Annotated in this window: 23 protein-coding genes; 12 read left to right on the top strand and 11 right to left on the bottom strand. The window is 67.5% G+C overall.

The genetic code is table 11. The annotated features are described in order from the left end of the window. The first annotated feature begins 86 nt into the window (after nucleotides 1-86). From ACTWPT_RS51060 to ACTWPT_RS51050, 3 genes are read left to right on the top strand one after another with little or no spacing between them, the layout of a single operon-like run. Nucleotides 87-2981 carry an ATP-binding protein gene (locus ACTWPT_RS51060; protein WP_443184820.1) on the top strand — a complete coding sequence of 965 codons (2895 nt, stop codon included), beginning with the start codon at nucleotides 87-89 and terminating at the stop codon, nucleotides 2979-2981. A gap of 10 nt (nucleotides 2982-2991) precedes the next feature. After that, nucleotides 2992-3294, top strand: coding sequence for a hypothetical protein (locus ACTWPT_RS51055; RefSeq protein ID WP_443184819.1), 303 nt, complete (start codon nucleotides 2992-2994; stop codon nucleotides 3292-3294). Further along, entirely contained in the window at nucleotides 3295-3822 is a 528-nt protein-coding gene (locus ACTWPT_RS51050; protein ID WP_443184818.1) for a GNAT family N-acetyltransferase, read from the top strand. Between the two features lie 33 nt (nucleotides 3823-3855). Here the strand turns inward: ACTWPT_RS51050 and ACTWPT_RS51045 are convergent, their stop codons facing one another. From ACTWPT_RS51045 to ACTWPT_RS51025, 5 genes are all read right to left on the bottom strand, one after another. After that, entirely contained in the window at nucleotides 3856-4398 is a 543-nt protein-coding gene (locus ACTWPT_RS51045) for a GNAT family N-acetyltransferase (RefSeq protein ID WP_443184817.1), read from the bottom strand. A 122-nt stretch (nucleotides 4399-4520) separates the two neighbouring features. Beyond that, nucleotides 4521-5003 carry an NUDIX hydrolase gene (locus ACTWPT_RS51040; protein ID WP_443184816.1) on the bottom strand — a complete coding sequence of 161 codons (483 nt, stop codon included), beginning with the start codon at nucleotides 5001-5003 and terminating at the stop codon, nucleotides 4521-4523. Nucleotides 5004-5158: 155 nt separating this feature from the next. Next, on the bottom strand, nucleotides 5159-5431 hold the full coding sequence (locus ACTWPT_RS51035) for a hypothetical protein (protein ID WP_443184815.1): 273 nt from the start codon (nucleotides 5429-5431) through the stop codon (nucleotides 5159-5161). Nucleotides 5432-5537: 106 nt separating this feature from the next. Then, a complete protein-coding gene (locus tag ACTWPT_RS51030) occupies nucleotides 5538-7472 on the bottom strand; it encodes a S41 family peptidase (RefSeq protein ID WP_443184814.1) in 1935 nt (644 codons plus the stop codon). A gap of 77 nt (nucleotides 7473-7549) precedes the next feature. Next, the gene (locus tag ACTWPT_RS51025) at nucleotides 7550-8119 is read right to left on the bottom strand and encodes a TetR/AcrR family transcriptional regulator (protein WP_443184813.1); all 570 of its coding nucleotides are present in this window, start codon (nucleotides 8117-8119) and stop codon (nucleotides 7550-7552) included. 72 nt (nucleotides 8120-8191) lie between these two features. Between ACTWPT_RS51025 and ACTWPT_RS51020 the strand changes: the two genes are divergently transcribed. Further along, the gene (locus ACTWPT_RS51020; RefSeq protein ID WP_443184812.1) at nucleotides 8192-8689 is read left to right on the top strand and encodes an FBP domain-containing protein; all 498 of its coding nucleotides are present in this window, start codon (nucleotides 8192-8194) and stop codon (nucleotides 8687-8689) included. On the opposite strand, the gene ACTWPT_RS51015 is transcribed toward ACTWPT_RS51020, so the two are convergent. The 3 genes from ACTWPT_RS51015 to ACTWPT_RS51005 all read right to left on the bottom strand — a co-directional run bounded on the left by ACTWPT_RS51015 (nucleotide 8690) and on the right by ACTWPT_RS51005 (nucleotide 12909). Further along, nucleotides 8690-9259, bottom strand: a complete 570-nt coding sequence (locus tag ACTWPT_RS51015; RefSeq protein WP_443184811.1) for a GNAT family N-acetyltransferase — start codon at nucleotides 9257-9259, stop codon at nucleotides 8690-8692. Between the two features lie 412 nt (nucleotides 9260-9671). Further along, a complete protein-coding gene (locus ACTWPT_RS51010; RefSeq protein ID WP_443184810.1) occupies nucleotides 9672-10667 on the bottom strand; it encodes a BtrH N-terminal domain-containing protein in 996 nt (331 codons plus the stop codon). Between the two features lie 310 nt (nucleotides 10668-10977). Further along, nucleotides 10978-12909 (bottom strand): FG-GAP-like repeat-containing protein, encoded by a 1932-nt coding sequence (locus ACTWPT_RS51005; protein ID WP_443184809.1) that lies wholly within the window; start codon nucleotides 12907-12909, stop codon nucleotides 10978-10980. A 495-nt stretch (nucleotides 12910-13404) separates the two neighbouring features. On the opposite strand from ACTWPT_RS51005, the gene ACTWPT_RS51000 reads away from it, so the two are divergent. Both ACTWPT_RS51000 and ACTWPT_RS50995 read left to right on the top strand, forming a co-directional pair. Further along, nucleotides 13405-14502, top strand: coding sequence for an STM4015 family protein (locus ACTWPT_RS51000; RefSeq protein ID WP_443184808.1), 1098 nt, complete (start codon nucleotides 13405-13407; stop codon nucleotides 14500-14502). A gap of 40 nt (nucleotides 14503-14542) precedes the next feature. Next, nucleotides 14543-14890, top strand: a complete 348-nt coding sequence (locus tag ACTWPT_RS50995; RefSeq protein WP_443184876.1) for a phospholipase A2 — start codon at nucleotides 14543-14545, stop codon at nucleotides 14888-14890. Here the strand turns inward: ACTWPT_RS50995 and ACTWPT_RS50990 are convergent. Beyond that, on the bottom strand, nucleotides 14874-17687 hold the full coding sequence (locus tag ACTWPT_RS50990; RefSeq protein ID WP_443184807.1) for a BTAD domain-containing putative transcriptional regulator: 2814 nt from the start codon (nucleotides 17685-17687) through the stop codon (nucleotides 14874-14876). The genes ACTWPT_RS50995 and ACTWPT_RS50990 overlap by 17 nt on opposite strands. A gap of 499 nt (nucleotides 17688-18186) precedes the next feature. Between ACTWPT_RS50990 and ACTWPT_RS50985 the strand changes: the two genes are divergently transcribed. Further along, complete coding sequence (locus tag ACTWPT_RS50985) at nucleotides 18187-18993, top strand: MerR family transcriptional regulator (protein ID WP_443184806.1); 807 nt, start codon at nucleotides 18187-18189, stop codon at nucleotides 18991-18993. A gap of 3 nt (nucleotides 18994-18996) precedes the next feature. Beyond that, complete coding sequence (locus tag ACTWPT_RS50980) at nucleotides 18997-19914, top strand: hypothetical protein (RefSeq protein ID WP_443184805.1); 918 nt, start codon at nucleotides 18997-18999, stop codon at nucleotides 19912-19914. A gap of 15 nt (nucleotides 19915-19929) precedes the next feature. Here the strand turns inward: ACTWPT_RS50980 and ACTWPT_RS50975 are convergent, their stop codons facing one another. Both ACTWPT_RS50975 and ACTWPT_RS50970 read right to left on the bottom strand, forming a co-directional pair. After that, complete coding sequence (locus ACTWPT_RS50975) at nucleotides 19930-20292, bottom strand: helix-turn-helix domain-containing protein (RefSeq protein ID WP_443184804.1); 363 nt, start codon at nucleotides 20290-20292, stop codon at nucleotides 19930-19932. 4 nt (nucleotides 20293-20296) lie between these two features. Next, entirely contained in the window at nucleotides 20297-20671 is a 375-nt protein-coding gene (locus ACTWPT_RS50970) for a type II toxin-antitoxin system RelE/ParE family toxin (RefSeq protein WP_443184803.1), read from the bottom strand. Nucleotides 20672-20780: 109 nt separating this feature from the next. On the opposite strand from ACTWPT_RS50970, the gene ACTWPT_RS50965 reads away from it, so the two are divergent. The 4 genes from ACTWPT_RS50965 (at nucleotide 20781) to ACTWPT_RS50950 (ending at nucleotide 23990) form a co-directional block, all read left to right on the top strand. After that, a complete protein-coding gene (locus ACTWPT_RS50965; RefSeq protein WP_443184802.1) occupies nucleotides 20781-20930 on the top strand; it encodes a hypothetical protein in 150 nt (49 codons plus the stop codon). Nucleotides 20931-21300: 370 nt separating this feature from the next. After that, nucleotides 21301-22083, top strand: a complete 783-nt coding sequence (locus ACTWPT_RS50960; RefSeq protein WP_443184801.1) for a hypothetical protein — start codon at nucleotides 21301-21303, stop codon at nucleotides 22081-22083. A 212-nt stretch (nucleotides 22084-22295) separates the two neighbouring features. Continuing rightward, nucleotides 22296-22580, top strand: a complete 285-nt coding sequence (locus ACTWPT_RS50955; RefSeq protein ID WP_443184800.1) for a hypothetical protein — start codon at nucleotides 22296-22298, stop codon at nucleotides 22578-22580. 678 nt (nucleotides 22581-23258) lie between these two features. Beyond that, nucleotides 23259-23990 carry an IS5 family transposase gene (locus tag ACTWPT_RS50950; RefSeq protein WP_443184799.1) on the top strand — a complete coding sequence of 244 codons (732 nt, stop codon included), beginning with the start codon at nucleotides 23259-23261 and terminating at the stop codon, nucleotides 23988-23990. The last annotated feature ends 35 nt before the right edge of the window (nucleotides 23991-24025 follow it).

Here is a 24025-nt window from a genome sequence, read left to right as displayed (position 1 = left end):
GGATGATCACCGAGGCTAATGACGTGCGTATTGGGCGGCATCCGTACCGTATACGGATTTTTGTGGCATCCGATAGCGTGTTGATCGTGCTCATTGGCCGCCGAACCGAGCTCGCGCTCCTCCACACGGTCATCGCCGCCCCGCCGTCGCTCACCCTGATCGAGGGGGAAGCGGGCATCGGCAAGAGCCGCCTGGTCGCGGAGCTGTTATCGGGCCTGGCCGGGACCCGCAGGCTCGTGGGCCAGTGTGAGCAACTCCAGGAGCCCCTGCCGCTGTCGCCATTGCTCGACTCCTTCCGCCTGGCAGGAGACGAGCTGGCCAGGGCTTGTCCGCTCAACCCGGTGACCGGCGCGCTGGCGCCGCTGCTGCCGGAGATCGCCGAGCACCTGCCGCCGCCCCTTCCGGCGCTCCCCGACCAGCGGGCCGAGCGGCATCGCGTGTTCCGTGCGGCCGTGGCCCTGCTGGAGCATCTGAGCCCGCTGGTCCTCGTACTGGAGGACGTGCACTGGGCCGACGGCGGCACCCACGACTTCCTCGCCTTCCTGGCCTCCCACCAGCCGCGCGGCCTCTCGGTGATCCTCACCGCCCGTACCGACCACGGCCGGCTCCCGCTCCGCGGGGCGCTCGCCCGCGCCACATCGCGGTTCGTCAGCCTCAGCCCGCTCGGCCCGCCCGAGGTGGAGCAGCTTGCCGCGAACATCCTGCAGGCCGAGCTTCCCCGCACGTTCGCGGCCTCCCTGTACGAGAAGACCGGCGGCATCCCGTTCGTCGTCGAGGAGGTCCTCCGCACGCTCCTGGAGCGGCTGCCCGCCGGCGAGATCCCCGGCCGCCCCGACATGCTGGCCGACCTGGCGGTCCCCACCGTGCTACGGGACGTGGTGCTGCAGCGCCTGTCCACCCTCGACGACGCCGCCCAGGAGATCCTCGGGGCCGCCGCCGTCCTCGGCACGACGCCCGACGAGCGCATCCTCGCCGAGGTCACCGGCCGCGACGCCGCGCGGATCGCCCGGGCCCTCGCCGCGGCGCAGGCGGTGGGGCTGCTGCACGAGGAGGACGGGCAGTGCCGGTTCCGCCACGCGCTGGCCCGGCAAATCGTGTACGAGTCCGTGCCCGTGTCCACCCGCCGCTGGCTGCACCTCAAGACCGCCCGAGCCCTGGAGTCGGGGCCGGGTCCGCGGCCGGTGGCCAGGCTCGCCCATCATTTCCGGCACGCCGGCCGCACCGCGGAGTTCGTGGACAACGCCGAGGCGGCGGCCGGCACGGCGCTCTCCCACGGAGACGACGCCACGGCCGCCCGGTTCCTGCTCCAAGCGCTGGAGGTCGGTGAGCTGTCCCGCGAGGCCCGGGTACGGCTGGCCGTCAAGCTGGGCCGGGCCGCGGTGGACGGGCTGGCCCACGCCGAGGCCGTGCCGATACTCGAACGCCTGCTGACGACCGAACCCCTGCCTGCCCCCCTACGCGGGGAGTTGTGCTTCGCCCTCGGCCGCCTGCTGCGCCAGCACGGCGAGGCCCGGGCGGGCTACCTGCGGATCGAGGAGGCAGTGCCCGATCTCGGCGATCGGCCCCGGCTGTTGAGCCGGGCGCTGGCCGTGCTCGCCGCGCCGGAGACCGTCGTGGACCGGCATGTCACCGAGCACGCCGCCCGCTGCGACCAGGCCGAAGAGGCCGCCCGGCGCAGCGGCGACCCCGACGCCGCCATCGCGGTACGCATCGCGCGTGCCTCGCTCCTGCTGGAGCAGGGCGACCCGGCCAGCTGGCGGCTGATCGACGACTTGTTGCATGACGACCGCCTGCGTACGGCGCCGCGGGAACATGCCCGCGCCTGCCTCAACTGGGCCCAGGCCGCGCTGCACATCGGCCGGCTTCAGCGCGCGGAGGCCCTCCTGGCCGAGGGGCGCCACGTCGCCGACCAGGCCGGATACCTGCGGGTGGCGGAGGTCGTCGAGCTCGTCACCGCCGCCGTGGACCATGCCGCCGGGCGGTGGGATGGCCTGGCCGACCGGCTGCGCCGCCTGAGCGGTGCGGCGGCCACCTTCGCCGCCGCGTCCCTGGACTCGCGACTGCTGCATGGCACGCTGCTCGCCGCGACGGGACCCGCCGAGGAAGCCGTCTCCTGCCTGGGCCAGGTGATCGCCGTCGCCGAGCGGGTGGGCGCCGTGTGGCCGCTCATCCCCGCCAGGACGGTGCTGTCGCGGTTGCTGTTGACGCTGGGCGACGCGGCAGGCGCGGCCGGGCACGCCACCGCCGCGCTCGCCCAGGTCCGCGCCAAGGGGGCCTGGGTGTGGGGCGCGGAGACCGTACTGTGCTTGGTGGACGCGTTGGAAGTGCTCGACGGGACTCCACTGACGGACACGCTCAGCGGAGCCGGCAGGGCGGCGGAGCTCGTGGATGAGCTGGCGGCCGGGATCTCCGATGCCGACGCGCCACCGGCCCAGGCTGCTCTGCTGACCGCCCGGGCCGTGCTGGCCCGATCGGGCGGGTCGGCGGAGGAGGCCGACCGCCTGCTGGACGCGGCGCGTACCACGCTGAAGGACGCCGGGCTGCGTTACGAGGAGGCCCTGGCCGCGGAGCGACTGGGCCGCTGGCGGTGCGAGCGCGCGGCGGCTGATCACGGACGCCTGCTGGAGGACGGCGGGCGCCTGCTGGAGGACGGCGGGCGCCTGCTGGAGGACGCGCTGCGCTTGTACGGTTCGTTGCGTGCCGACCGGGACATCGCCCGTGTCACCCGGATCATGCGGCAGAACGGCGTGTCCATCCCGTACCCCTGGCGGGGCGGCCGCCCCTCGCACGGGCGGACGCTGTCGTCCCGCGAACGCGAGGTGGCCCTGCTGGCCGCAGGAGGAAAGACGAACCAGGAGATCGCGACCGAGCTGTTCCTGTCCAGGCGCACGGTCGAAAGCCACATCTCCAGCGCCCTGCGCAAGCTCGGCTATCTGTCACGGAAAGAGCTGGCGGCACTCCAGCTCACCGCCGACGAATAGGGTGGCCACCATGTCCGACTCAGACACGCGGCAGGATGTCCACGTCGAGATCACGATGACCATGTCGATCACCGACGCGCAGGCCCTGCGGGACGCGGCCATCGAAATGATCGCGAGAAAAGGCGTCTGGCACATCGGCCCCGACGCGACGGACGCGCAGAAACAGGCTGAAATCGACCAGATCACGGCCGACCCGGCCCACGCGGTGAGCAACCTGGTCGCCTTCATGAACGTCGACGACCTCATCGCGGCGCGCATCCCCGGCCTGGAACCCGACAGCGCGACCGTGCGCGCGAGAGTGGAGAACTCCTAGGTGCTGACCGGAGAACGAGTACGCCTGCGAGCCCTGGAACCGGCCGACAGCGAGGACATGTGGCGTTGGTACCACGATTCCGAGGTCGGCCGATGGATGGACGACTCGCCGCCCATCTCACTCGCCCAGAACATCGAGAAGGGCCAGAACCGGCCGCGCAACACCTTCGAGGAGATGGTCCTCGGCATCGAGGCGCTCGACGACCAGAAGCTGGTCGGGTACGTCGTGCTCGGCGAGACCGATTTCCGCCACGGCGAGGCCACGGTCCAGAGCATCGCCATCGGCGACCGTTCCCGCTGGGGTAGCGGCTACGGTACCGACGCCCTGCGGGTGATCTGCCGGTACGCGTTCGAGGAGATGGGCCTGCACCGGCTGACGCTGTGGGTGGTGGCGGACAATACGGCGGCCGTGCGTGCGTACACGAAGGTGGGGTTCGTCGAGGAGGGGCGGCGCAGGGAGGCGTTCCGCACGCGGGGCAAACGGCACGACTTCCTCATGATGGGCTTGCTGAGCTCCGAGCTCAGGTGAGACGCGGCCACCGGCTCAGCGTGAACCTCGAGCTCAGGTGAGGCCTGCTACGGGCTCGTCGTTCCAGTCAGGCGGGGTGACGGTCCCGGACAGCCAATCGCGGCGCAGGATCGCGTAGCCGACCGCGTCGTGCCGCGTGCCGCCCGGGGCCGGCCAGGCCTCCCGGTAGTGCGACTCCTTCGCGTACCCGCTCTTGCGGAAGACCGCTCGCATCGCGTGATTGTCCTGGCGGGTCGTGCCCTCGATCCGTAGCACGTCGGGCAGCTCGGTGAACAGGTAGCGGGTCAGCCAGGCCACTGCCGCCGTGCCGAGGCCGCGCCCGCGCCACGCCTGCCGTACCCGCAGGTCGAACATGGGTGTGTCGTCGGCGAGGTCCTGCAGCTTGACCAGCCCCGCGCGCTCGCCGTCCGCGAGCACCCAGAACGTCCTCGTCTCGCCGTCGTCGTAGCGGCCCTGGGCGGCGAACCGCCGCACGGTCTCGCGGTCCTGCGTGCCCGCGTGGTAAGGCCATTCTTCGCCGGCCAGGAAGTCGGCGAGCGCTTCCCCGTCGCCGGCGGAGATTCTCGAGAAGTCCATGCGCATCCGTCGAGCATGATCGTCGACCTGTGATCCGGTCAACGGAATTTCCTATCCTGCAAGATCAGCCGTACGACCTCCTCCGGGGCCGAGCGGAGTGCCCGCCGGGAAGCAGGAGAATCTCACGCATTCGAGGATTCATGCTCGAAGAGCCGCGAAAGGAGCGCCCCCTGGCCCGATTGCAGCACGTGGCCGTGCTCCAGCGGGATCCAGAAGCACTCGAACCGGATCGGCTCCCCCACTCCGTCGTTCTCTTCCCGGCTGGCCCAGCGGTCGGGGGTTTCCTGGTGGAGGGCCAGCTGGAAGACGTGGCAGCGGTGGATCTCGGGACGGTACGGGGTGATGTCGTACTCGTACGTGCCGAGCTTCCTGACGACGGTGAAGTCGCGCAGCCCGGTCTCCTCCCGCGCTTCCCGGAGCGCGGCCTGCTCAGGCTCCTCCCCGGCCTTGACGGTGCCGGCGGGCACCTGGATGCCGACCTCCTCGAAGCTGTAGTCCACGTGCCGGAAGACAAGGAGGCGCCCGTCCCTGACGATGTAGCAGAGTGCCTTGTCGCGGATCGCCTTGCTGATGGGCAGGTTCGTGTTTTCGGCGAGAATGCGCACAGACGCGATCATAACGATCCCGACAATGACGGCACCCGCACGAACCTCCAGCGCTCCGCCCTGGATATCCATACTGGAGCTGGAGCATCCCCGCCGGAGGAATGAAAGGGTTGTCTGTGTGCCTGTTGAGACTCCTTGCGGACTGGTTCTGGCGATTAGATGCGTTCTTGGGCGGCGGCGCTGAGCCCGAGCGCGGCCAGCGGTTCTCTGCGGCCCATCCGGTGCGCCTCGGGCTGATTCTTGGCCCTGCCTTCGGCGGTCTCCTTGGCGTCATCGTGTTGGTTGGTGCGATGGCTGGAGCGAAAAACGCCCTGACACAGACGTCTTTGTTCATCTGCCTCGGCATTGCGGCCTTCATCGGGACATTCTTCGTGGGCTTGGGCTACTTCGAGCGCCGGCGTCAACGGCACTACGGTCACTATCCGCATGAGGTCCAGGACGAGTCCGGCACTCGCCCGTAGCGGCCCGAGCGGCTTCCTCGCGAGACCGGCCCCGGCGGCGCCGTTCAGCGGACGGCGTTGATCCTGGTGATGATCATGAGAGGGGCAGGCCGCCCAGCGGGTCGGGGTCGAAGACGAACACGGGCTTCTCGTCGGGCTGGGTCGAGGTGAAGCGCAGGTTCCTGGCCGCGGCCAGCGCGTCTTGCTGGAATCCCGCAAGCCTGACCACCACGACCTCCGTCGCGGGCAGGGTGAAGGAGACCACGTTGATCCCGTCGAGGACGACGGCCGTCGTGATCGGACGCCCGTTCGCGTAGACGTCCAGGCCGGTCAACCGCTCGGTGGTGAGCGTCAGGGTGACGTCTGCGCCTGTGATGGTGATGTCGCCGACGTCCATGGTCCGCGAGGGGGTTCTGTGGAGGATCTCGGCGGCCTTGGCGAGCAGGTCGGGGTTGCCCTCCAGGAGGTCACGCCTGGTCAGCCGATGGAGCTCGTCCGGGCGAACGCCGAAGTCCTCCAGGATCTGACCGAAGTGGGTGCCGACCCGGACACTGCGCCGGAACGAGACCCGGAAGTCGGCCAGCTCCGGCAGTTCGGTCAGCGGGCCGAGCGGCCATTCCTTCTTGATTTGCGTGTGCGTGCGCACCTCGGCGCCGCCGGCCCCAGTGGCCTCGTCCACACCGAGAACGGTACCGATGGCGTGGTCCTGGAATCCGGCGGCGAAAATGTCGGTCGCGCTGTAGCAGAGGGCGTCGGTGATGAGGACGACCAGGCCGTGGTAGAGCTGACCCACGCTGTTGACGAGCTCTGCGGGGATGAGCGGCAGCGCAGCCGAGTACTGTGCGCCGGTGTGCAGCGACTCGCGGATCGACTCGCGCCAGGGCGACAGCTCGTCCAGCGCCTCGACCAGGCGGGAGGTCGTCTGCGTGCTGATGAACTGTGTCACGCCCGGGCCGATCGGCCGCGGCGTGAGCAGCTGGAGCAGGAACTCTGCCGCGAAGACGAAGCCGCCGCCATTGTCCCGTACGTCGATGATGAGCCCGTTCTTGGGCATCTGGGGCAGGACGTCGACCACGTCGCTGATGAACTCGATGATGTCATCGACGGCGCCGTTCCCGAGCCGGTCGGTCATGTGGAAGGAGAAGATGCGCAGATACCCGATCGGACCTTGAGGCGTCTGCAGGATGCGCGCTTGCAACTCGTCACGCCGCAGGTCGAAGTCGTCCTCGGCGGCCGAGGCGAACAGCTGTTTGCGCACCCTCTGGGCGAGCGTGGTGCGCAGGTCGAAACCCACCACGCTGAGCGGTCCTTCGGCCGGCGGGTTGAGGAACTCGCGCAGCTCCTGGATCGAGTCGAAGACGCGCCAGGGGATCCGGACCTCGCGGACCGTTCCACTGGACGTTCGGTAGCTGAGGTCGACCCAGTCCTCGTCGAGCAGCGCCCCGGACACGAAGGACCGCAACGTCATGCTCTGCAGGCCGCGCGCGTGCCTGGCGGCCTGGTTGCCGCCGGACTCGCGCTCGGCGTGCCTGACGACGGCCAGCTCGATCGGCGAGCCGTTCCAGTGCGTGACCTCGACCCCGGGTACGAGCTCCGGGTCTCCTGTCAACCGGATCCAGCGCTTGGAGACGATCCAGCGTGGTCTGCCGCCTTCGAAGCACCGCTCCAGCAGGATGCCGAGAAAGGCCACGGGGCCCTGGTAGGGGGCGGGCAGGATGTACTCGGTGTGACCGTCGCGGAGCTGCGCGAAGATCCTGAAGAGCTCGGTGTGGAACTCCTCGTCAGTCAGCTGTGGGATCTTGGCGCGCAGCAGCCGCAGCCGTTGGACGGGGTCGATGGCGTACATGGCGCGCTTCTGCAGCAGGTGCGCGTAGAGCCCGTCCACGACGGTCAACGCCTCACGGACGATGACCTCGCGCTGGGCAGGGGTGAGCGGGTTCTGCCGCAGGGATTCCCGTACGGCAGGCATCTCCCGGACGGCGCCGAGCGCGTGGTCGGCGGCCAGACCGAGTACGGGGGGAGTTGACATGCCCCGATGCTAGGCAGCCACCGGACCGTCGTCCTGAGTACACCCCTACTCAAGCGCGGCTCTTCCCTCTGCGGGCATCAGGCCGGCGGCCAGTTTCTGAGTACGGCGTCGAGGGCGTCCAGGGTTCTGGACCATGAGGCGTCGACCTCGCGCGGGTGGCGGCGGAACCCGCCCGCCATCTCCAGGCTCACGTATCCGTGGAACATGCCTCCCAGCATCCTTACGGCGTCCGTCTGATCGGGCTCCGACAGTTCATATCCGCGCAGGATCGCCCGCGTCATCTCCGCGTGCCGGCTCGCCGCGCTGGCTGCCGCCGTCTCCGGGTCAAGCTCGATCTGCGCCGCGGCGTACCTGCCCGGATGCTTTTTCGCATAGTCCCTGTAGACGTTGGCGAAGGCCACCAGCGCATCTTTACCGGCGCGGCCGGCCAGGGCGGCGGCGGCCCGGTCGGCGAGCTCCGCCAGGGCCAGCACCGCCACCCTGGCCCTCAAGTCCTGCGCGTCCTTGATATGCGAGTACAGCGCCGCGGGCTTGACCCCGAATCTGCGTGCGAGCGCCGAGACGGTCACGTTCTGAAAGCCGATCTCGTCGGCCAGGTCCGCCGCCGCCTGAGTCAGACGTTCCGCGGTCACTCCCGCACGTGCCATATGCCACCCTCCAACTGCTTACAGGCTTTAAGTATTTGCTTAATAGCTGTAGCAAAGCTACCCTCCCCGCCCATGAGACCAGTCACCGAACGCGACATCCGCACATCATTCGTCAACTGTTCCAAGGGAGAGGCCAAGCGCCTCGGGGTCCCCAAAGATCTCGCAGACCTTCCCTGGGAAGACCTCGACTTCCTCGGATGGCGAGATCCGGGCGCGCCCGGACGCGCCTACCTGCTCGCCGAACGCGAAGGCCCCCTTGTTGGAATCGCGCTCCGGGTGACATCCGGCGCGTCGCGCGGCTTCACCGCACGCAGCATGTGCTCGCTGTGCCTGACCATGCACACCAGCGGGGGCGTAACGCTGATGACCGCGCGCCGAACCGGCGAGGCCGGTCGCCAGGGCAACTCGGTCGGGCAATACCTGTGCACCGACCTTGCCTGCTCCCTCTACACGCGAGGAAAGAAGGAGGCCGCGGGGGGCGGAGCCATCGATGAGTCCCTCACCCTGGAAGAGAAGGTCGCCCGTACCCGAGCCAATCTGTACTCCTTCCTGGACAAGGTGGTCGGGTGATCACGCAAAGTCAGTACGACAAGAAGATCGCCTACTATCGTCGGTCACTGGCCTGGCGCCAGGGCGGGAAACGCCCGCGCTCGGCGCCCGTACGCGCTCCGCGCGCGGATCAACGGCCTCAGCGAGCTGAACAAAGGGGTGACGCACCATGAACACGTCCACCTCGTCCTCGGTCTCGACCGTGAACCCATGTCGTTCGTACAACCGGCGAGCCGAACTGCCCTGCAACACGTTCAGTCGAACCACGGCGTCTTCGCGGTCGCACCACTCCAACAGTCTGCTCAGCACCGCAGAACCGATGCCCCTGCCCTGCAAATCCGGGTCCAGGTAGAAGTGCTCCAGCCAGTAGGCGTCCTTCGCCGGCCGCAGCGCCACGCAGCCGGCCGCGTCACCACCCACCTCGATCACCCAGGTGTGCGCCGGCGTGAATCCGTCCCGCAGTCGCTGCCGCACACGCTGCTCGTCGTATCGCCCGAGCCGTTCGAGATCCGGCCTCAGCACCACGGCCCGCAACTCGGCCACCGCCTCGACGTCCGCCACCGAAGCCAGCCGAAGCTCCCAGTCCGCCATGATCGTGATGTTATCGGCCCCAGGTACCTGCCCATCCCGGGAGTCTCCCATCAGGCGCAGCACAGTTGATCGTTTGCCAGAAGGGCCCAAGGGCACGCAGAGATCAACAATCCTAAAAGGATCAAAGCAATGAGAGCGGGTGATGGGAATCGAACCCGCGCTGTCAGGTTGTGATCCGGCTACTGATCTTGGCCCTTGACCTGGGAAACCGTCGAATTCCAGCCCTTCGGCAGGCAGGGCGCGGAACGGCGCGAGCAGCTGCCCCGTTGCTGCCGCCAGCGCGGGGAACCGCGGATCCGTGGGATGGAGATGCCCGCCTCGGCGGCCGGCTCCAGCAGCGTTCGCATGACCCCGCAAGCGGTGCTCGGCGTCGCTGGTGCGGCGGCAGTCAGCTCGCGGACAGCTTGGGATGCTACGGCCGCGGTTGCATCTGACGTAGCACCCGCATGGCATCCCTCTCGATGCGCGAAAGGTCATGGAGGATGACGCCGGCCTGCTCGAGGTACGCCGCGTCATTCCCTTCTCCAGCCTTCGCGATCAAGGTGGCCACGTCCGTCCACAGGGCGGCGGCCTCGGCGTACAGCCGGTGACCGGTGCGAAGGTCGTCATCGTCGATGAGCCCGGTGCACTCGCCGAGGAAGTCACGATAGAGGGCACGGAACAGGGCGCCGCCGGTGCCGGCCTTCTCCATGAGGAGGGCGATCTGCGGCAGGTCCCGCTTCGGCTCGTCCGTGCGGAGCAGCCACTTGGGCACCTGGCGGGCGGCTTTCTCGATGCCACGATGGCCCAGGTTCGCGATGGGCGCTGCGAGGAAGGCGTCGGCGCAGGCTTTGATCGCGGGGATGATCTGGTCCTGCCAGGAGGGCGGGTCCGCCGGCAGCGTTATGGAGAAGGAGCGGTTCCTGGCGGTCATCGGGCCGCGTTCGGCCCTCGCCATGACCAGGGTCGCCCGGCTCGTACGCACGGCTCCCCCCTGCGGCGCGGTGTCCACCAGGTAGGCATGGTGCTCGTCGTAGCCGTACATCGCGACGACATGGCCGCCGAAGTGCACCTTCGACTGGAAGTAGTCCAGGTGGTAGCAGTCGAGCTGAAGGCCGACCGGTAGTCCGGCATCGATGTGGGCGGACACGTTCTCCCACGCCTTGCGTGGTGAGATGGTCTCCTCGACCAGCAATGTCAGCCCCAGCCTGGCGGCCAGGTTCCTGGTGAGATCGAAGGGCTTGACGCGGCCTCCGAGGAAGGGGAACTCCATGCCCTTGGCGTCCCAATAGATGAAGGACAGGCCCGAGCCGAGCCCGAACAGCATGGGCTCGGACAGATCAAGTCCCTCATGCCGCAGCAGCACACCCAGTGCCGTCGTCTCGCAGTGTTGCATGCCGCGAGCCTCGATGCCTTTCACGATGGTCATGCGTCACTCTCCTCGATAGCCGGGCGATCAGCGGGTGCGGAGCCGCTGTCCGGGCCGAACGCCGGAAGTAGCATGATGCCTCCCATAAGGGGAGAGTCCAACGTTCGATCCAGCACGCCGTCAGAGGGGCGGACAAGCTGATCAGTGAAGCCATCGACAAGTACCTGATCAGACACGAACGGGCACCATGGCGGTCCCGCCATCGGCGAGGATCAAGACCGGCAGTCGGGGCAGTTCGCTGCGGGCGGCAAGAGCCGCCCGCAGCCCTTCAGCCGAAAAGTGGTGTTGGTCCTCGTCCGGGCCGGATCTCTCAGAAGTACGGTGTCCAGCCGGAACTGATCGCGGCGGCCGGGCCGAACTGGTTGCCGCCCTTGCCGTTCCAGACGGTCAGCGTCCCGGTCTCGCTGTGCACGGCGCCTATGTCGGTCTTGCCGTCCTTGTTGACGTCGCCCAGCGACATCAGCGTGTCCTCGTACGGGTTCCAGCCGGGCCCTAGCTCGATGGCTCTGGCGAAGTTGTTGGCGCCGCCGCCCTGGCCGTTCCAGATATGCAGCGCATGGCTGTCCTTCTTGACCGCCGCCAGGTCACCGATGCCGTCGCCGTTGAAGTCGCCGGCGATCGGCCGGGAGAAGGCGGCCCAGCCAGGGCCGATCGCGTCGCCCGGGCCGAACTGGTTGCCGCCCTTACCGTTCCAGACCGTCAGCGTCCCGGTCTCGCTGTGCACGGCGCCTATGTCGGTCTTGCCGTCCTTGTTGACGTCGCCCAGCGACATCAGCGTGTCCTCGTACGGGTTCCAGCCGGGCCCTAGCTCGATGGCACTGGTGAAGTCGTTGGTGCCCTGGCCATTCCAGACGTGCAGCGTGTGGCTGTCCTTCTTGACCGCCGCCAGGTCGCTGATCCCGTCGCCGTTGAAGTCGCCGGCGATCGGCCGGGAGAAGGCCGTCCAGCCGGAGTCGATCGCGGTGGCCGGGCCGAACTGGTTGCCGCCCTTGCCGTTCCAGACGGTCAGCGTTCCGGTGGCGGCTGAGAAGAGGTCGCCCACGCCGTCGTCGTTGAAGTCCGGCGTGGCCGATGCGCCCATCCCGGCGTAATGCGGGTTCTTGGCGTGGGTGAGGGTCTCCCAGCCCAGGAAGTGCGACACCCCGGCGGGGCGGTTCTGCTCGACCCACTGCTTGGCGTAGGGCATGTCGTCGTAGCCGAGACGGTGGTGCAGCGCGTTGTAGCCGACCTCGAAGTGGTCCCCAAGGCCCTTGGACACCTTTCCGCCGCACAGCCACGACGGCACCGTCCCGCCCAGCTCCAGCTTGGCGTGGAAGTCCATGGCGCGTCGCAGCCGGTGCTTGGCCGTGGCGTACAGGTCCACGCCCTGGAGGCGGGCCGTCTCCGCGACGTGGGAGATGGCCGCGATGCCCCAGCCGGTGTGCCAGAAGTCACGGCAGGTCTCCTGGGTCAGGCCGTCCACGAACGTGGTCTGCCCCTTCCAGTATTTGATGATCTCTTCTTTGGTGTTGTACGTGCTGCCCGGGGGTGCCTTGGGCAGCGAGCCGTCGGTCTTGAGGTAGATGTAGGCGGGCAGCCGGCCGCGCCAGGTCGTGATCGCCCGATCGAAGGAGGCACGGTCGTCCAGGTGCACGGCGATGCCGATGGCGGCATCCGTCATGATCAGTTCCCAGTTGCCGTTGTTGTTGGGTCTGCCGGCGATCAGGGTCGGGAGGTACACGGTGCGCAGCTTGCCGGCGAACCGGCCGGCCTGGGTCCAGCCGGTGTAGGTGTGCTTGATGAGCTCGGCGGCGCGGGAGAAGTTGGCGCCCGCCCAGCCGGTCTGCAGTGGCGCGTTGTCCCCGGTGTGCTTGGTGATCACGGCCGACCAGGCGTCCATGATCTGGATCGCCTTGACGGCGTAGCGGGAGTCCTTGGTCAGGTACCACTGCAGGGCATGCGCGTAGGCCGCCATGGCGTCCTTACGTTCGTCCGAGCAGCCATAGTCCGGATTCGACACCGGGCCGCACTCCACGACGGCGCGGGGCTTGGCTGTGTAGGACAGCTGGGCAAGGGAATTGCGTTGCAGGGCTTCCCAGGCAGACTTCCACGGTTCGTTGCCGAGGTTGGCTCTGACGAAGTCGAGCTGAGCACGGCTGACCAGGACGCCAGGATGCTTGAACACGGCCGCCTGTGCAGGTTGCGGCACGGCTAAGGCCGCGGCCACGAGCATGGTGACCGCAAGAGGACGAGCGAGACGCACGGACTTCCTTCCAAGATGCGGACGCCCATTCCGGCAGTCGCCGACTCAGCTGTCAAGGCGGTAGGGCCATGGAGGTGGGTCCGATATACCCGCCGCATACCGTACCCACGGTTGGACACCTTGCCGGGCAGGATTGTCCTACCTGGCCTTGCGGCATGTGTGAGGGGCTTGTGCGGACCCTGAGCTGGGCGTACGGCTGGACGTGAGTGACCGTAGTTGACCGCGTCCGTCAACCCGCCCGAAGCGGAGGCTGGTCAGGGCGCGGGGCCACCAGGGCGGTTGATCCCCCGCCCGGCTTGCAACTGTGGATCCGACGTCGGCATACCGCACGCATACCGCCGCTCCTTAGGGTTGACCGACAAGGCCCTCGCCTGCCTGGCTAAGGCCCTTGCCTGCCTGGCTGCCGCCAAGGGCCGCAATAAACCCTGATCTTCAACCTCTGTCGTTTCTGATCCCGAAACGACCGGAAGGCTGCACATGCCGAACCTTAGGTACATGCCTGAATTCGCAGGGCTGGAGACCATCGACTTCCCGTCCACGCAGGCGCTCGCCGTCAAGTTGCTGCATGCCGGGTTCGAGGCGGAGAAGGAGGGCCGCCCCAAACCTGACTCGCTACCTCCTGATGAGCGGTTCGCCGCGGCGAAAGCCGATCCAAGCGCGTTCGCGTGGCGGTTGCGGCTGGAGAGCGGCGGGGACGAGGAATGCTTCCGGGATTACCTTGAGCGCTTTGTCAGCGAGATCGACACCACGGTCATCACCGCACTGATCATCGGTGACTGCTGGAATCCCGGGCTGGCCAACGACTGGCCCGACGAGGTGCGCGACCTGTTGATCGAGCGTTCCGCGGAGTTTCCCGCGCTGAGCGCGCTGTTCTTCGGCGAGGTCATCGTGATGGAGACCAGCAAGATCTCCTGGGTCGCGCAGACCGACGTCTCACCGCTGTTGGCGACCTTTCCCAGGTTGACCGAATTCGCCGTCCGGGGGGCCGACCACATGACGTTCCCAGGGATCCGGACCTGCCGGCTCGCGTGGAACGTACCGCGTCACGAAGGATTGCGCCGCCTGACGCTTCAGTCCCACCGGCTGGATCCGGTCGTGGTACGCAGCGTTCTGGCCTCCGAGCTCCCTGCGCTGGAGCACCTGGAGCTCTTCCTCGGCTCGGCGGACAACGACGGCGCCAGACCCGCCGATCTGGCACCACTGCTGCCGGGCACGGTCTTCCCCGCTCTGAAATACCTCGGTCTGCGCAACGGCCAGGACACCGACGAGCTGGTCACCGCTCTGGCCGACGCCCCCATCACTCGCCGGCTGGCCGCCCTCGACCTGTCCTTGGGCACTCTCACCGACAAGGGCGCCCGCGTCCTTCTGGACACCCCGATCTTCCGCAACCTGGACCGGCTCGACCTGCACCACCATTACATGTCCGAGGAGATGAGCGAACGGGTCCGCGCCCAGTTCACCGATGCCGGAGTCGAAGTCAACACCAACCACCGCCAGGAGCTCGACGATTGGGACGACTGGAGAGACCCTGAGGATTCGGGTGTCGAGGACGGCTGGGAGCCCGACTCGCACTCCCCAGCGATCATCGACTGAGTACCGCCGTCTGGAGTGAGCAAGCGTCTCCGCAGTCACCCTGGCGACGACCGCCCTGCTCGTCACTCCGGCCTACAAGTTCGACTGGTACACCGATGATTGCCCCGTGCCCAAGGAGGTAAAGAATGGCACCATCTGGAAGGTGCGCTTCCTGGTGCCCTGCGCCCGGCACGACTTCGGATATGCCAATGCCAGGAAGCTCGCGAGCTCCGAGAAGTGGAAGAGCCAATACAACAAGACCGTCGACAAGGCGTTCTACAAGGACGTGCTCAGAGCATGCGTGCGACGGTGTCTCCACGGTGGATTGAGCCGCCTGCCAGGTCGTGGCGTGGGAGTTTTACGTCGCTGTCACACTAGGCGGGAAGTAGCGCTCACAGCTGGTTCTTGATGGGTTCCGGCGTGTCCGGGACGGGCTGCGCGAGGTAGGCCGCCACCTCGACGGGGGTCAGGAGGCGGGCCTCGCGAAGCAGGTCGAGCGACTCCCGCCAGGACGCCCACGCCTCCTCCCGTAGTCCCAGGTCGTGCAGGGTGTGGCCGAGCCACCAGCAGGACACGGCGGTGCCGGTGGTGAAGCCGACCTCACGCTGGAGCTTGATGGCGTGGCGGTATTCCTCTACGGCCTCGACGAGCATGCCGTTGGCCCGGTAGGCGTCGGCGAGGGTGTCGCGGGCGATGCCGAGGCTCCCGGTGTCGTCCAGTTCCTCCGTCATGGCCAGGACGTGCCGTGCTTCCTCGACGGCTTCCTCGAATCTCCCCTGACGGTAGTAGACGTGCACCCGGTTGTTGCGGACGAAGGACTCGTGGTCCCTGCGGCCGGTTCGCTCGATGATGGCGAGCGCACGCTCCAGCGCGGCCAGGGCGTCGTCGTTGCGGCCCATCATGGCGTAGACGATCCCGAGGTCGTTGTAAATCCCCGCCTTCCGGTCCGGCCGTCCGGCCCGGTCCATGCAGGCCAGCCCTTCCTCCAAGTGGTCCAGGGACTCCCGGAAGCGTCCGAGTTGCTGGTGGACGGAGCCGAGCCCCTGGTGCAGGACTGCCTTGGCGGCCCAGTCCCCCAGTTCCCCGGCACCTCGCAAAGCCTCCTCGCTCACCTCGATAAGCTCGGAGAACCAACCCCGCCGGTCGAACAGCCATTGGGTGACGTTCGCGAGAGCGGCCGCCGTCTGATCGGTGGAGTCACAGGCCGCCTGGCGGACCGCGGCCAGCAGGTTGTCTCGTTCACGCTCGACCCACTCGTTCGCGGCCTCCAGGGTGGTGATCTCCTCCCCGGGCTGCTCGGCGGGGAACTGGTCGAAGTGCGTGGCGCCGGTTTTCACCAGGCTGTCGACCTGCTTCGCCGTGGCCAGGTAGTGGTGCACAGCGCGGCGGACCGCGCTTGCCCGCTCCTCCGCGGCAAGCTCCTGTTCCCGGGCGTAGAGGCGGACCAGGTCGTGCAACTGGTACCGGTCGGGCGGCCCTGCAGGCTCGAGCAGCCGGGCGTCCAGGAGGCGTTCCAGGGCGGCCTCTGCGCGGTGTTCCCGCCAGCCGGCCAGGGCGGCGGTGGCGGCGGGGGTGTGCGTGGGCAGTTCAAGCAGGCCGAGCAGGGCCAACAGATGGGCGGCGTCCCGCCCGGCCGGCTCCTCGCGTAGGTGCTGGTGGCTGACCGCGATACCGGCGCGCACGGCCAGGTCGGCGTACTCCAGCAGATCCAGGCGCCGGGTGGCGTCGGCGAGCCGTACCGCCAGATCGGAGATCGCCCGGTTGGGGTGGGCCGCCAGCCGGGCGCCCGCGATCCGGAGCGCGAGTGGGAAGCCGCCGCAGAGCCGCACGATCTCCGCCGTCGCCTCCGGCTCGGCGCGCACCCGGTCGGCGCCGACGACGCGGGTGAGCAGCGCGGCCGCGCCGGATTCGTCGAGCGTGCCGAGGTGCAGGTGGTGGGCGTTGTCGAGGACGGCGAGCGGGTCGCGGCTGGTGATCAGGACCTGGCAGCCCGCCCCGCCTGGGATGAGAGGGCGGACCTGACGTACGTCGCGGGCGTTGTCGAGGATCACCAGCAGGTTGCACGTCGCGGTGAGCGAGCGGTAGCGGGCGGCGGCCTCACTGGGGTCGGCAGGTACGGCACTGCCGTCGAGGCCCAGCGAGCGCAGCAAGTGGCGGAGCGCTTCGATGGGCGTCAGCGGGGCAAGCCCGGTGGTAGCGCCGTGCAGGTTGACGTAGACAACGCCGTCGGTGAAGCGGCCGGCGACAGCGTGCGCGACGTGTACGGCGAGCGCCGACTTGCCGATGCCGCCGGGACCGTCGATCACCGTGATCGTGGAACCGCCGCCCGTGACGAGGGCGGCTCGCAGCCGCTCGACCTCGGCGGCCCGGGCGGTGAACGCCTTCGTGTCGGCGGGAAGCTCGGCGGGCACGACCGGCTCGGCCAGCATGACCTCCTGCGCCGGGGCGCTGAGGTCGAGCACCGGGTCGCGGGCGAGGATGGCCTGGTGGAGGCGGCGCAGCTCGTTGCTGGGTTCGATGCCCAACTCCTTCACCATGGCCCGGCGGGTGTCATGGTAGACGGCCAGCGCCTCGGAAGATCGCGCGTCACGGTACAGGGCGAGCATGAGCTGGGTGGCGGGCCGCTCGCGCAGCGGGTGCGCCTTGACGTGCGCAGCGAGTTCAGCGGCCACGGCGCGGTGGTCCCCTGTGGCGAGCCGTAAATCGACGTGCTCTTCCAGAACGGCGAGCCGTTCCTCCTCCAACCGGCCGGCCTCGATCCTCGCCCATGGCGCGTCCACCTCGGCCAGCGCCGGCCCTCGCCACAGCCCGAGCGCCTGGCGGAACAGCGCGTCGGCGGTCGCTGTAGCTTTCTGGGCGCGGGCGGTGCGCGCCCGCAGGGCCAGCCGGGTGAACAGGTGCGCATCGACGCGGTCACGGTCGAGGGTGAGCCGGTAAGCGCCGGGCACGGTCTCGATGATGTCCTCACCGCCGTAGGGAACAAGCGTCTCCCGGAGCTTGGAGATCACGATGTGGAGCTGCTTGGCCGCGGTCGCCGCCGAACTGCCCGCCCACACGTCCGCGAGGATGCGGTCGGCGTGGACGGCCTGGCCTGTGTCCAGAGCGAGCCGGGCGAGCACCCCGATCCGCCGCTGCCCGGCCAGCTTGACCAGGTGGTCACCCGTCGTGATCTCCCACGGACCGAGGAACCTGATCTCCAGACCCATGCGGAGCGCTCCCATTCGTCACCAGATCTAGAAGCGTAACGATGTCTTGGTACGTCGGTGGCATGTTTCCGGGCCGGGTTTTGTACCTGACTCGTTGACGGCTGAAACGGTCACCCGCTTGGCTTCGTGGGGTTCTTGTGCTGAATCCTCCGAGGAGGACGCGTGATCCAGCCACGGCGGGTCGGCCATCGTACCCCTACCATGCTCCCGGCCCGGGGCTCCCGCATCTGCGCGGTATCGCCATAGACCAGGTCGAGTGACCTCGAGTATCCGTGAATAACCTCGGCTGCCCCTCCGTTCTAGCACGGATCCGGCACGTGGATCATGCTGGCTTCAGTGCAGAGGTCGTGTCAGGTGTTAACCGTCACTCCAGATGTCCATGCCGGTGGTCGAGCCCTTGGCATGAGTTACGGCGCGACGGATCCCTGTGCCCGCTGCCTGGGAGCCCGGTGGCCGCGCGCTTTGACCTCGCCCCAGGGGAATGGTCCAGGCTAGGTGCGTGAACCACGCGGATCTCTTGCTGCCTGGCGAGTTCGGTGCTGCCACCCGGCTGTCGCCGAAGGCGCTGCGGCTCTACGCGGCGCAGGGCCTGCTGGTGCCGGTTTACACCGACCCCAGCACCGGGTATCGCCGCTATCACCGCGACCAGATCCCGCTCGGTCGGCTGATCGGATGGTTGCGCACGCTGGACCTGCCACTGGCCCGCATCGCCGCGCTGCTTCCGCTCGACCCGCGAGCCCGCCAAGCCGAGCTGCGCGCCTGGCTGGCCGCCCAGGAGACCGAGCTTCAGCACCGGCGTGAGTTGGTCGAGGCACTCGATCGCACGGGCCGTACGGACGCCGGCACCCCAACGCTCCGGGCTCGGCCGCAACGGAAACTGTTGTGCCGGGAACAACGTGTCCACATCGGCGAGCTGGAGGCCTTTACAGCCGACGCGCAGGATCACATCCGTGCCCGGCTGCGGGCAGTCGGATTGCCCGACGATGGGCTGGCGTTGGTGCACTTCCACGGTTTCGTGACCCGGGACAGCGACGGGCCGGTGGAGGTCGCGGTGCCGTTCACCGGTTCGGTGGAGCCCGTCGACGATCTGCGGGTGCGGCTTTCGCCGGCCGGCACCGATGCCGTCTTGCCTGTCGCCAAGACCGACGCCGACTTCCCCAAGATCTTGCACGCCTACGACGCATTGGAAGCCTGGATCGACGCGCATCGACTGGTCTGCGTCGCTAGCCCGGTCGAGGTCTGGCCCGGCACCGATGGTGCGCTCCTCGACGTCACTTATCCCGTCATGCCTAATGGAGGAAGTTGAGCGATGCATCCCTACATTGGTTCCGGACCTTACTGCTACGCCAACTCACTGGCGATGGTGCTGGGCTCCGCTGCGCCTTCGCCGTCGGTGATCGAGGTGCTGACCGGTTCGCCGTTCGGCTTCGAGTTGCTGGCCGGGCGGCTGCCGCTGTTCGACCCGTACGGCTGGGACCCCGACCAGGGCCTCGACGACGCGATCTCACTGCTGGGCTGGACCTGCCGACGTCAAGGTGCGGATGACGACGAGCAAGCCCTTGCGATGCTGCGAGAGACGGTCAAGGCCGGCCCGATTCTGGCCGGGCCCGTGGAAAACGGCCTGCTGCGGCACCAGCCCGAGATGACCGGGCCGATCGAGTCGGACCACTTCGTCACGGTGCTGGACGCCGACGACACTCTGGTCCGGTTCCACGACCCACACGGCCACCCCTACGCGACCCTGCCGACCCAGGACTTCCTCGCAGCGTGGCGTGCTGACACCATCGCCTACCGGACCACGCCGTACACCATGCGCAGTGACTTCCAGCGGGTCCGCGAGGTCACCCCCGAGACTGCGCTACGTACGGCCCTGCCTGGCGCGGTCGCCTGGCTGCGCGGACGCGATGATCTCGCGGTGCCACCAGGCACGATCGGTGGCGCCGCCGCGGTCAACCGGCTCGCCGACATGGTCACCGGTGGACTGGATCCCAAGGTGCGTGATCACCTGATCCACTTCGCGATCCGGGTCGGTGCCCGACGGCTCACCGACGCCGCCACCTCCCTTGCCGCCCTCGGGCACCACCGGGCCGCCGCCGTGGCCACCCGACAGGCGCGGCTGGTGGGTAGCCTCCAGTACGACCTCGTGGCCAGGCACTCGACGTCCGCTGCTGAGACGCTGCGGCACCTCGCCCCGACATACGAGGAGTTGGCCTCCACACTCAGCTGATTCACCGACGTCGGCCTACCTGGGCTTTCGCTGTGAGAGTGAGTGACACGCGGTGGTGATGGCCCGAAACTCCACCGGCGCGGAGACGTCGCCGTGCATCACCACATCGATCTCCAACGCCGCCGCCAGCCGTACCATCAGCGGAATCGTCGGCATGTGCGCTCCACCCTCCAGGCGGGAGACCTGCGGCTGCGTCATGCCCGCCCGCCCGGCCAGCTCCGTCTGCGACAGGCCCAGCTCGATCCGGCGACGGTAGACGGCCGCGCCGAGTTCCTGCCCCAGCCGTGCCTCCTCCACCATCGCGGCGTACTCGGGACTCACCTCCTTACCGGCAAGCCGCTTGGCCTTGATCGTCTTCCACTTGCTGTGCCCGGCCATCCCTTCAGCTCCTTCCCTCGTAGGTCCGATGCGCGACGCCGTGCTCCAAGCCACCGGCCATGCACTCGACCATCGCCTTGCGGGCACGCTCCACATCGCGTGGCTGCCTGTCTCGCGTCTTGTAGAAGACGGTCAGCAACACCGCCCGGCGACCCTCGGCCAGCCAGTAGGTGAGGCGCACCGAGTGGTGTGCGATATCGAAACGCAACTCCCACAACCCGTCACCCAAGTCGCGAGCATGACCGTACGGCATCCGGTCGCCGAACTCAGCGAGCCGTTCGACGGCGGCCTCGACAGCGGCGTGATCCCGGTCGGACAGAGTGTCCAGCCAAGCCTCCACCGCTGGCTCCAGCTCGATGTCGTACAGCTCGTCAGCCATGCAACGCAGTATATATGCCAAGCTTTACATAGCCCGACATTCGTGCAGGGTCCGGCGACCACGCGAGATGCGATCTGATGTTGCGATGGCTAACTCAATAGACCCAAGGATGAGGCACAGCAGCACCAAGGCCGCCATGATCTACCTGCATGCCGCCGAGGATCGGGATCGTGCCGACGCGCTCGGGGAGATCGTCAAGGAAGGTCTTAAGTCCGAGGATGATGACGGCTCCGCTGGAGTGCGCGTGCCCGTCGGCTAACGGGCCCATAATAGCTCTGCAAGATCAACGGATCTGGCACGAATCTGGTACGGGAAGTGAAATCCAGGCTCCCTGCAAGATCAAAGCCTAGGTCTCGGAAACCACTTCCGACCTGGGCTTTAGTATGTGGAGCGGTTGACGGGAATCGAACCCGCGCTGTCAGCTTGGGAACTCTTTCAAGATCACGCTGCCTGAGCTGGCGAAACGCTGACCTGAGCGTATGTCGGTCGAGTAGCCGCGAGTCCCCGTGAGTCTCCGCTGATCGCTCTACGAACGGGCACGCGGCTTGTGGCACTGGTCTCGTTCCGCCGCCAGATCATGATCGGGTATTCGGAGCGCCTGCTGCGCCGCTTGATCTAACATCGTCGCCGTGGTGTCGTGGGCCAGAAGGTATCGCTCAGGTGACTACGTCGCCGTGTGGAATGAGATGCGTGCCTTCGGGTTGGCTGGAGTGCCGGCGAGCCTGCGTGAGGATGCCGAGGACGTTGCCCGAGAGACTATGCGGCGTGTAGCTGTCAATGCCGATGTGTTGGTGGACCGGCTTTCGTCTGTGGGGTACAGGTTCGCCTGCCCTGATGCGGTCCGGCAGCCGCCGACGACGGAAGATTTCGATGCCATCGCCAAGGTCGAGACCGTCCTTGGCCCCCTCCCGGTGGCGCTTCGCGCCTGCCTGGAGGTGGTGGGTGTGGTTGATCTGTGCGGAGATGGAGGCTCACTACTGCCCCACGTCCGTTACCACGAGCCGCCAGGGAAGCTTTGGGATTGCGGCCCGGACCCCCTGGTTCTTCACTCGGGCATGATGCTGTGGGACATGTTGGATTCGGCTGTGGGAGACCTCAGCCTGGGCTGCGCGTGTACAGATCCGGAAGAAGACGAACAGTGCGGGTTCCATGAAGACGGCTTCTTCTTCGACATCGCACCCGATGCGGCGGCCAAGGCGAACTACAGCGGAGGAGGTCACGGTGTCCATCTCCCGAACGCTAACCCCGACCCTTTGGTCGAGGGCACGACGGCGAAGGATCCGATTTGGCTCGTCGAATACCTACGCTGCTCACTCTCTTGGGGAGGCTTCCCCGGCTACCGCGATCGACCTGCACATGTCCCGGTGCCGGAGTTCGTCGGGCGGCTTAGTCGCCGACTACTGGAGTTCTGAGCGCAAGACAGAGACCACACCCGTGAACTGGCTCTTTGCTGTGAGAGCGGGTGACGGGAATCGAACCCGCGCCGTCAGCTTGGGAACTGCATCGATCCACCCGCGTCGGGGCGCTGACCTTGGCGTACGGCCGGACACGAGTGACCGTGGTTGCCCCCTCGTTACCGCCCTTAATGGCCCGCTAATGGCCCGACGCAGGGGAGGATGGAGACGTGAGCAAGCAGGTCGCCGCTGAGATCGCCGAAGAGTACTTGGCCCGTTGGCGTCGTGTCGTGGTCTTCTCCGAACTGTCTCTCATGGAAGAGAACGGCGACAAGGATTGGGAGAACGTCATCGGGCGCGATGGCGAGGAGTACAAGGTGCTCACGTACGTGCTCCCGGACGCTGACGGGTGCCTTCGCATGGTCGTGGCAGTGAGCGACAGGAGTATTCGGTCGTCTGTTGCTCCGGTGACACGTGACGAGATCATGCGGCCGGATGGCACCTACGTCGAGTAGCTCATCGTGTTGCGCACCCGCGCATACCCCGCGCGTCTGGGTCATGTCGCAAGGCGAAACCGCAGCTCAGAAGCAGGATTCGATGTGGGGAGTAGTAGGGCGCCCGGGGCTCGAACCCGGAACCTACGGATTAAAAGATCCACTTCCGGCCGTTCCAGGTAGTTCAATGCAGGTCCAAGGGCCGCGGGAGGTCCATGCTGAACGGCTTTGAACGGCCTTGTATTGCAACTCGAACTGCAACTCTGGCGGCTCGCCGATCGTCGACCTGACGAGGCGCAAGAAACACGCAGGGCGCCAAACGATCCAGGGTTGTCGGTGTGTGCCAGCGCGGTTGATCATTCACGCGTGTTCGGCTCCCGTATATGCCCATAGGCGTCATGAACCTGTCCGAGGAGCCGCACAAAGTGGACTTGCTCCTCTGGCGTGAGGGCGGCGTACGGCGCGGCAGCAAGTTCGTCTGTTCGCTGGTCCGCCCTGGCGAGGGCTACGGGGTCAGTCGCTGGCACTGACGGCCATGGCCCGCTCCATCCATTGGCCCTCGCTTTGTCGACGCCCGGCCCAGCCAGGATGGCTCTGAGAGGGCGGTCCGCGGGTCTATGCCCCTGATGTCGTAGTGTGATCAAGTGAATCTGTAGCGTTATGCCTAGCTGGTGGGCGTGGGTGTGCTGAGATGGCCGGGTGAGTGAGCGCAAGCCGTACGCGAGCGACTTATCCGATGAGCGGTGGGCCCTGATCGAGCCGGTGATCACGGCCTGGAAGGCCGCACACCCCTCGGTCAGCGGCCACCAGGGCAAATACGAGATGCGGGAGATCGTTAACGCGATCCTGTATCAGAGCCGGACCGGCTGCCAGTGGAGCTTGCTGCCCCATGACCTGCCACCTCGCAGCGCGGTCATGTACTACTACACCGCCTGGCGTAAGGACGGCACCGACAAGGCCATCCACGACCTGCTGCGCTTCCAGGTGCGGGAGAAGAAGGGACGATTAGCCGACCCCAGCCTGGTGGTGCTCGACACCCAGAGCGTGCGCGCCGCGGCCGGCGTCCCGAAGACCACGACCGGCCGGGATGCGGCCAAGAAGGTACCGGGCCGCAAGCGTGGGCTGGCCGTGGACGTGCTGGGCCTGGTCATCGCGGTGGTGGTCGCGGCAGCTTCGATCCACGACAACGCCATCGGTAACGCTCTGCTGGACCGGGTCGCCGCCGCCACTGCGCCCGGCAGCGTCCAGACCGCCCTGGTCGACCAGGGGTTCAAGAACAGCGTGGTCGACCACGGCGCCACCCACGACATCAACGTGGAGATCGTCGAGCGGAACCCCACCCTCCCTGCCAAAATAGACAGAGGTAGCAAACAGGTACAAAACTCTGTGCTGAGGGTGGGGAAGGAGACATCCCTTCGTGGGAGCAAGTGAACAGGATCCCGAGATCCCTGACCCACATGTACGCG

Origin of the sequence: Nonomuraea sp. 3N208 (assembly GCF_052245935.1) — a bacterium.
Classification (GTDB): Bacteria; Actinomycetota; Actinomycetes; order Streptosporangiales; family Streptosporangiaceae; genus Nonomuraea.
The sequence above is the reverse complement of the archived record's forward strand: the minus strand, read 5'-3'. Positions and strand labels throughout refer to the sequence as shown.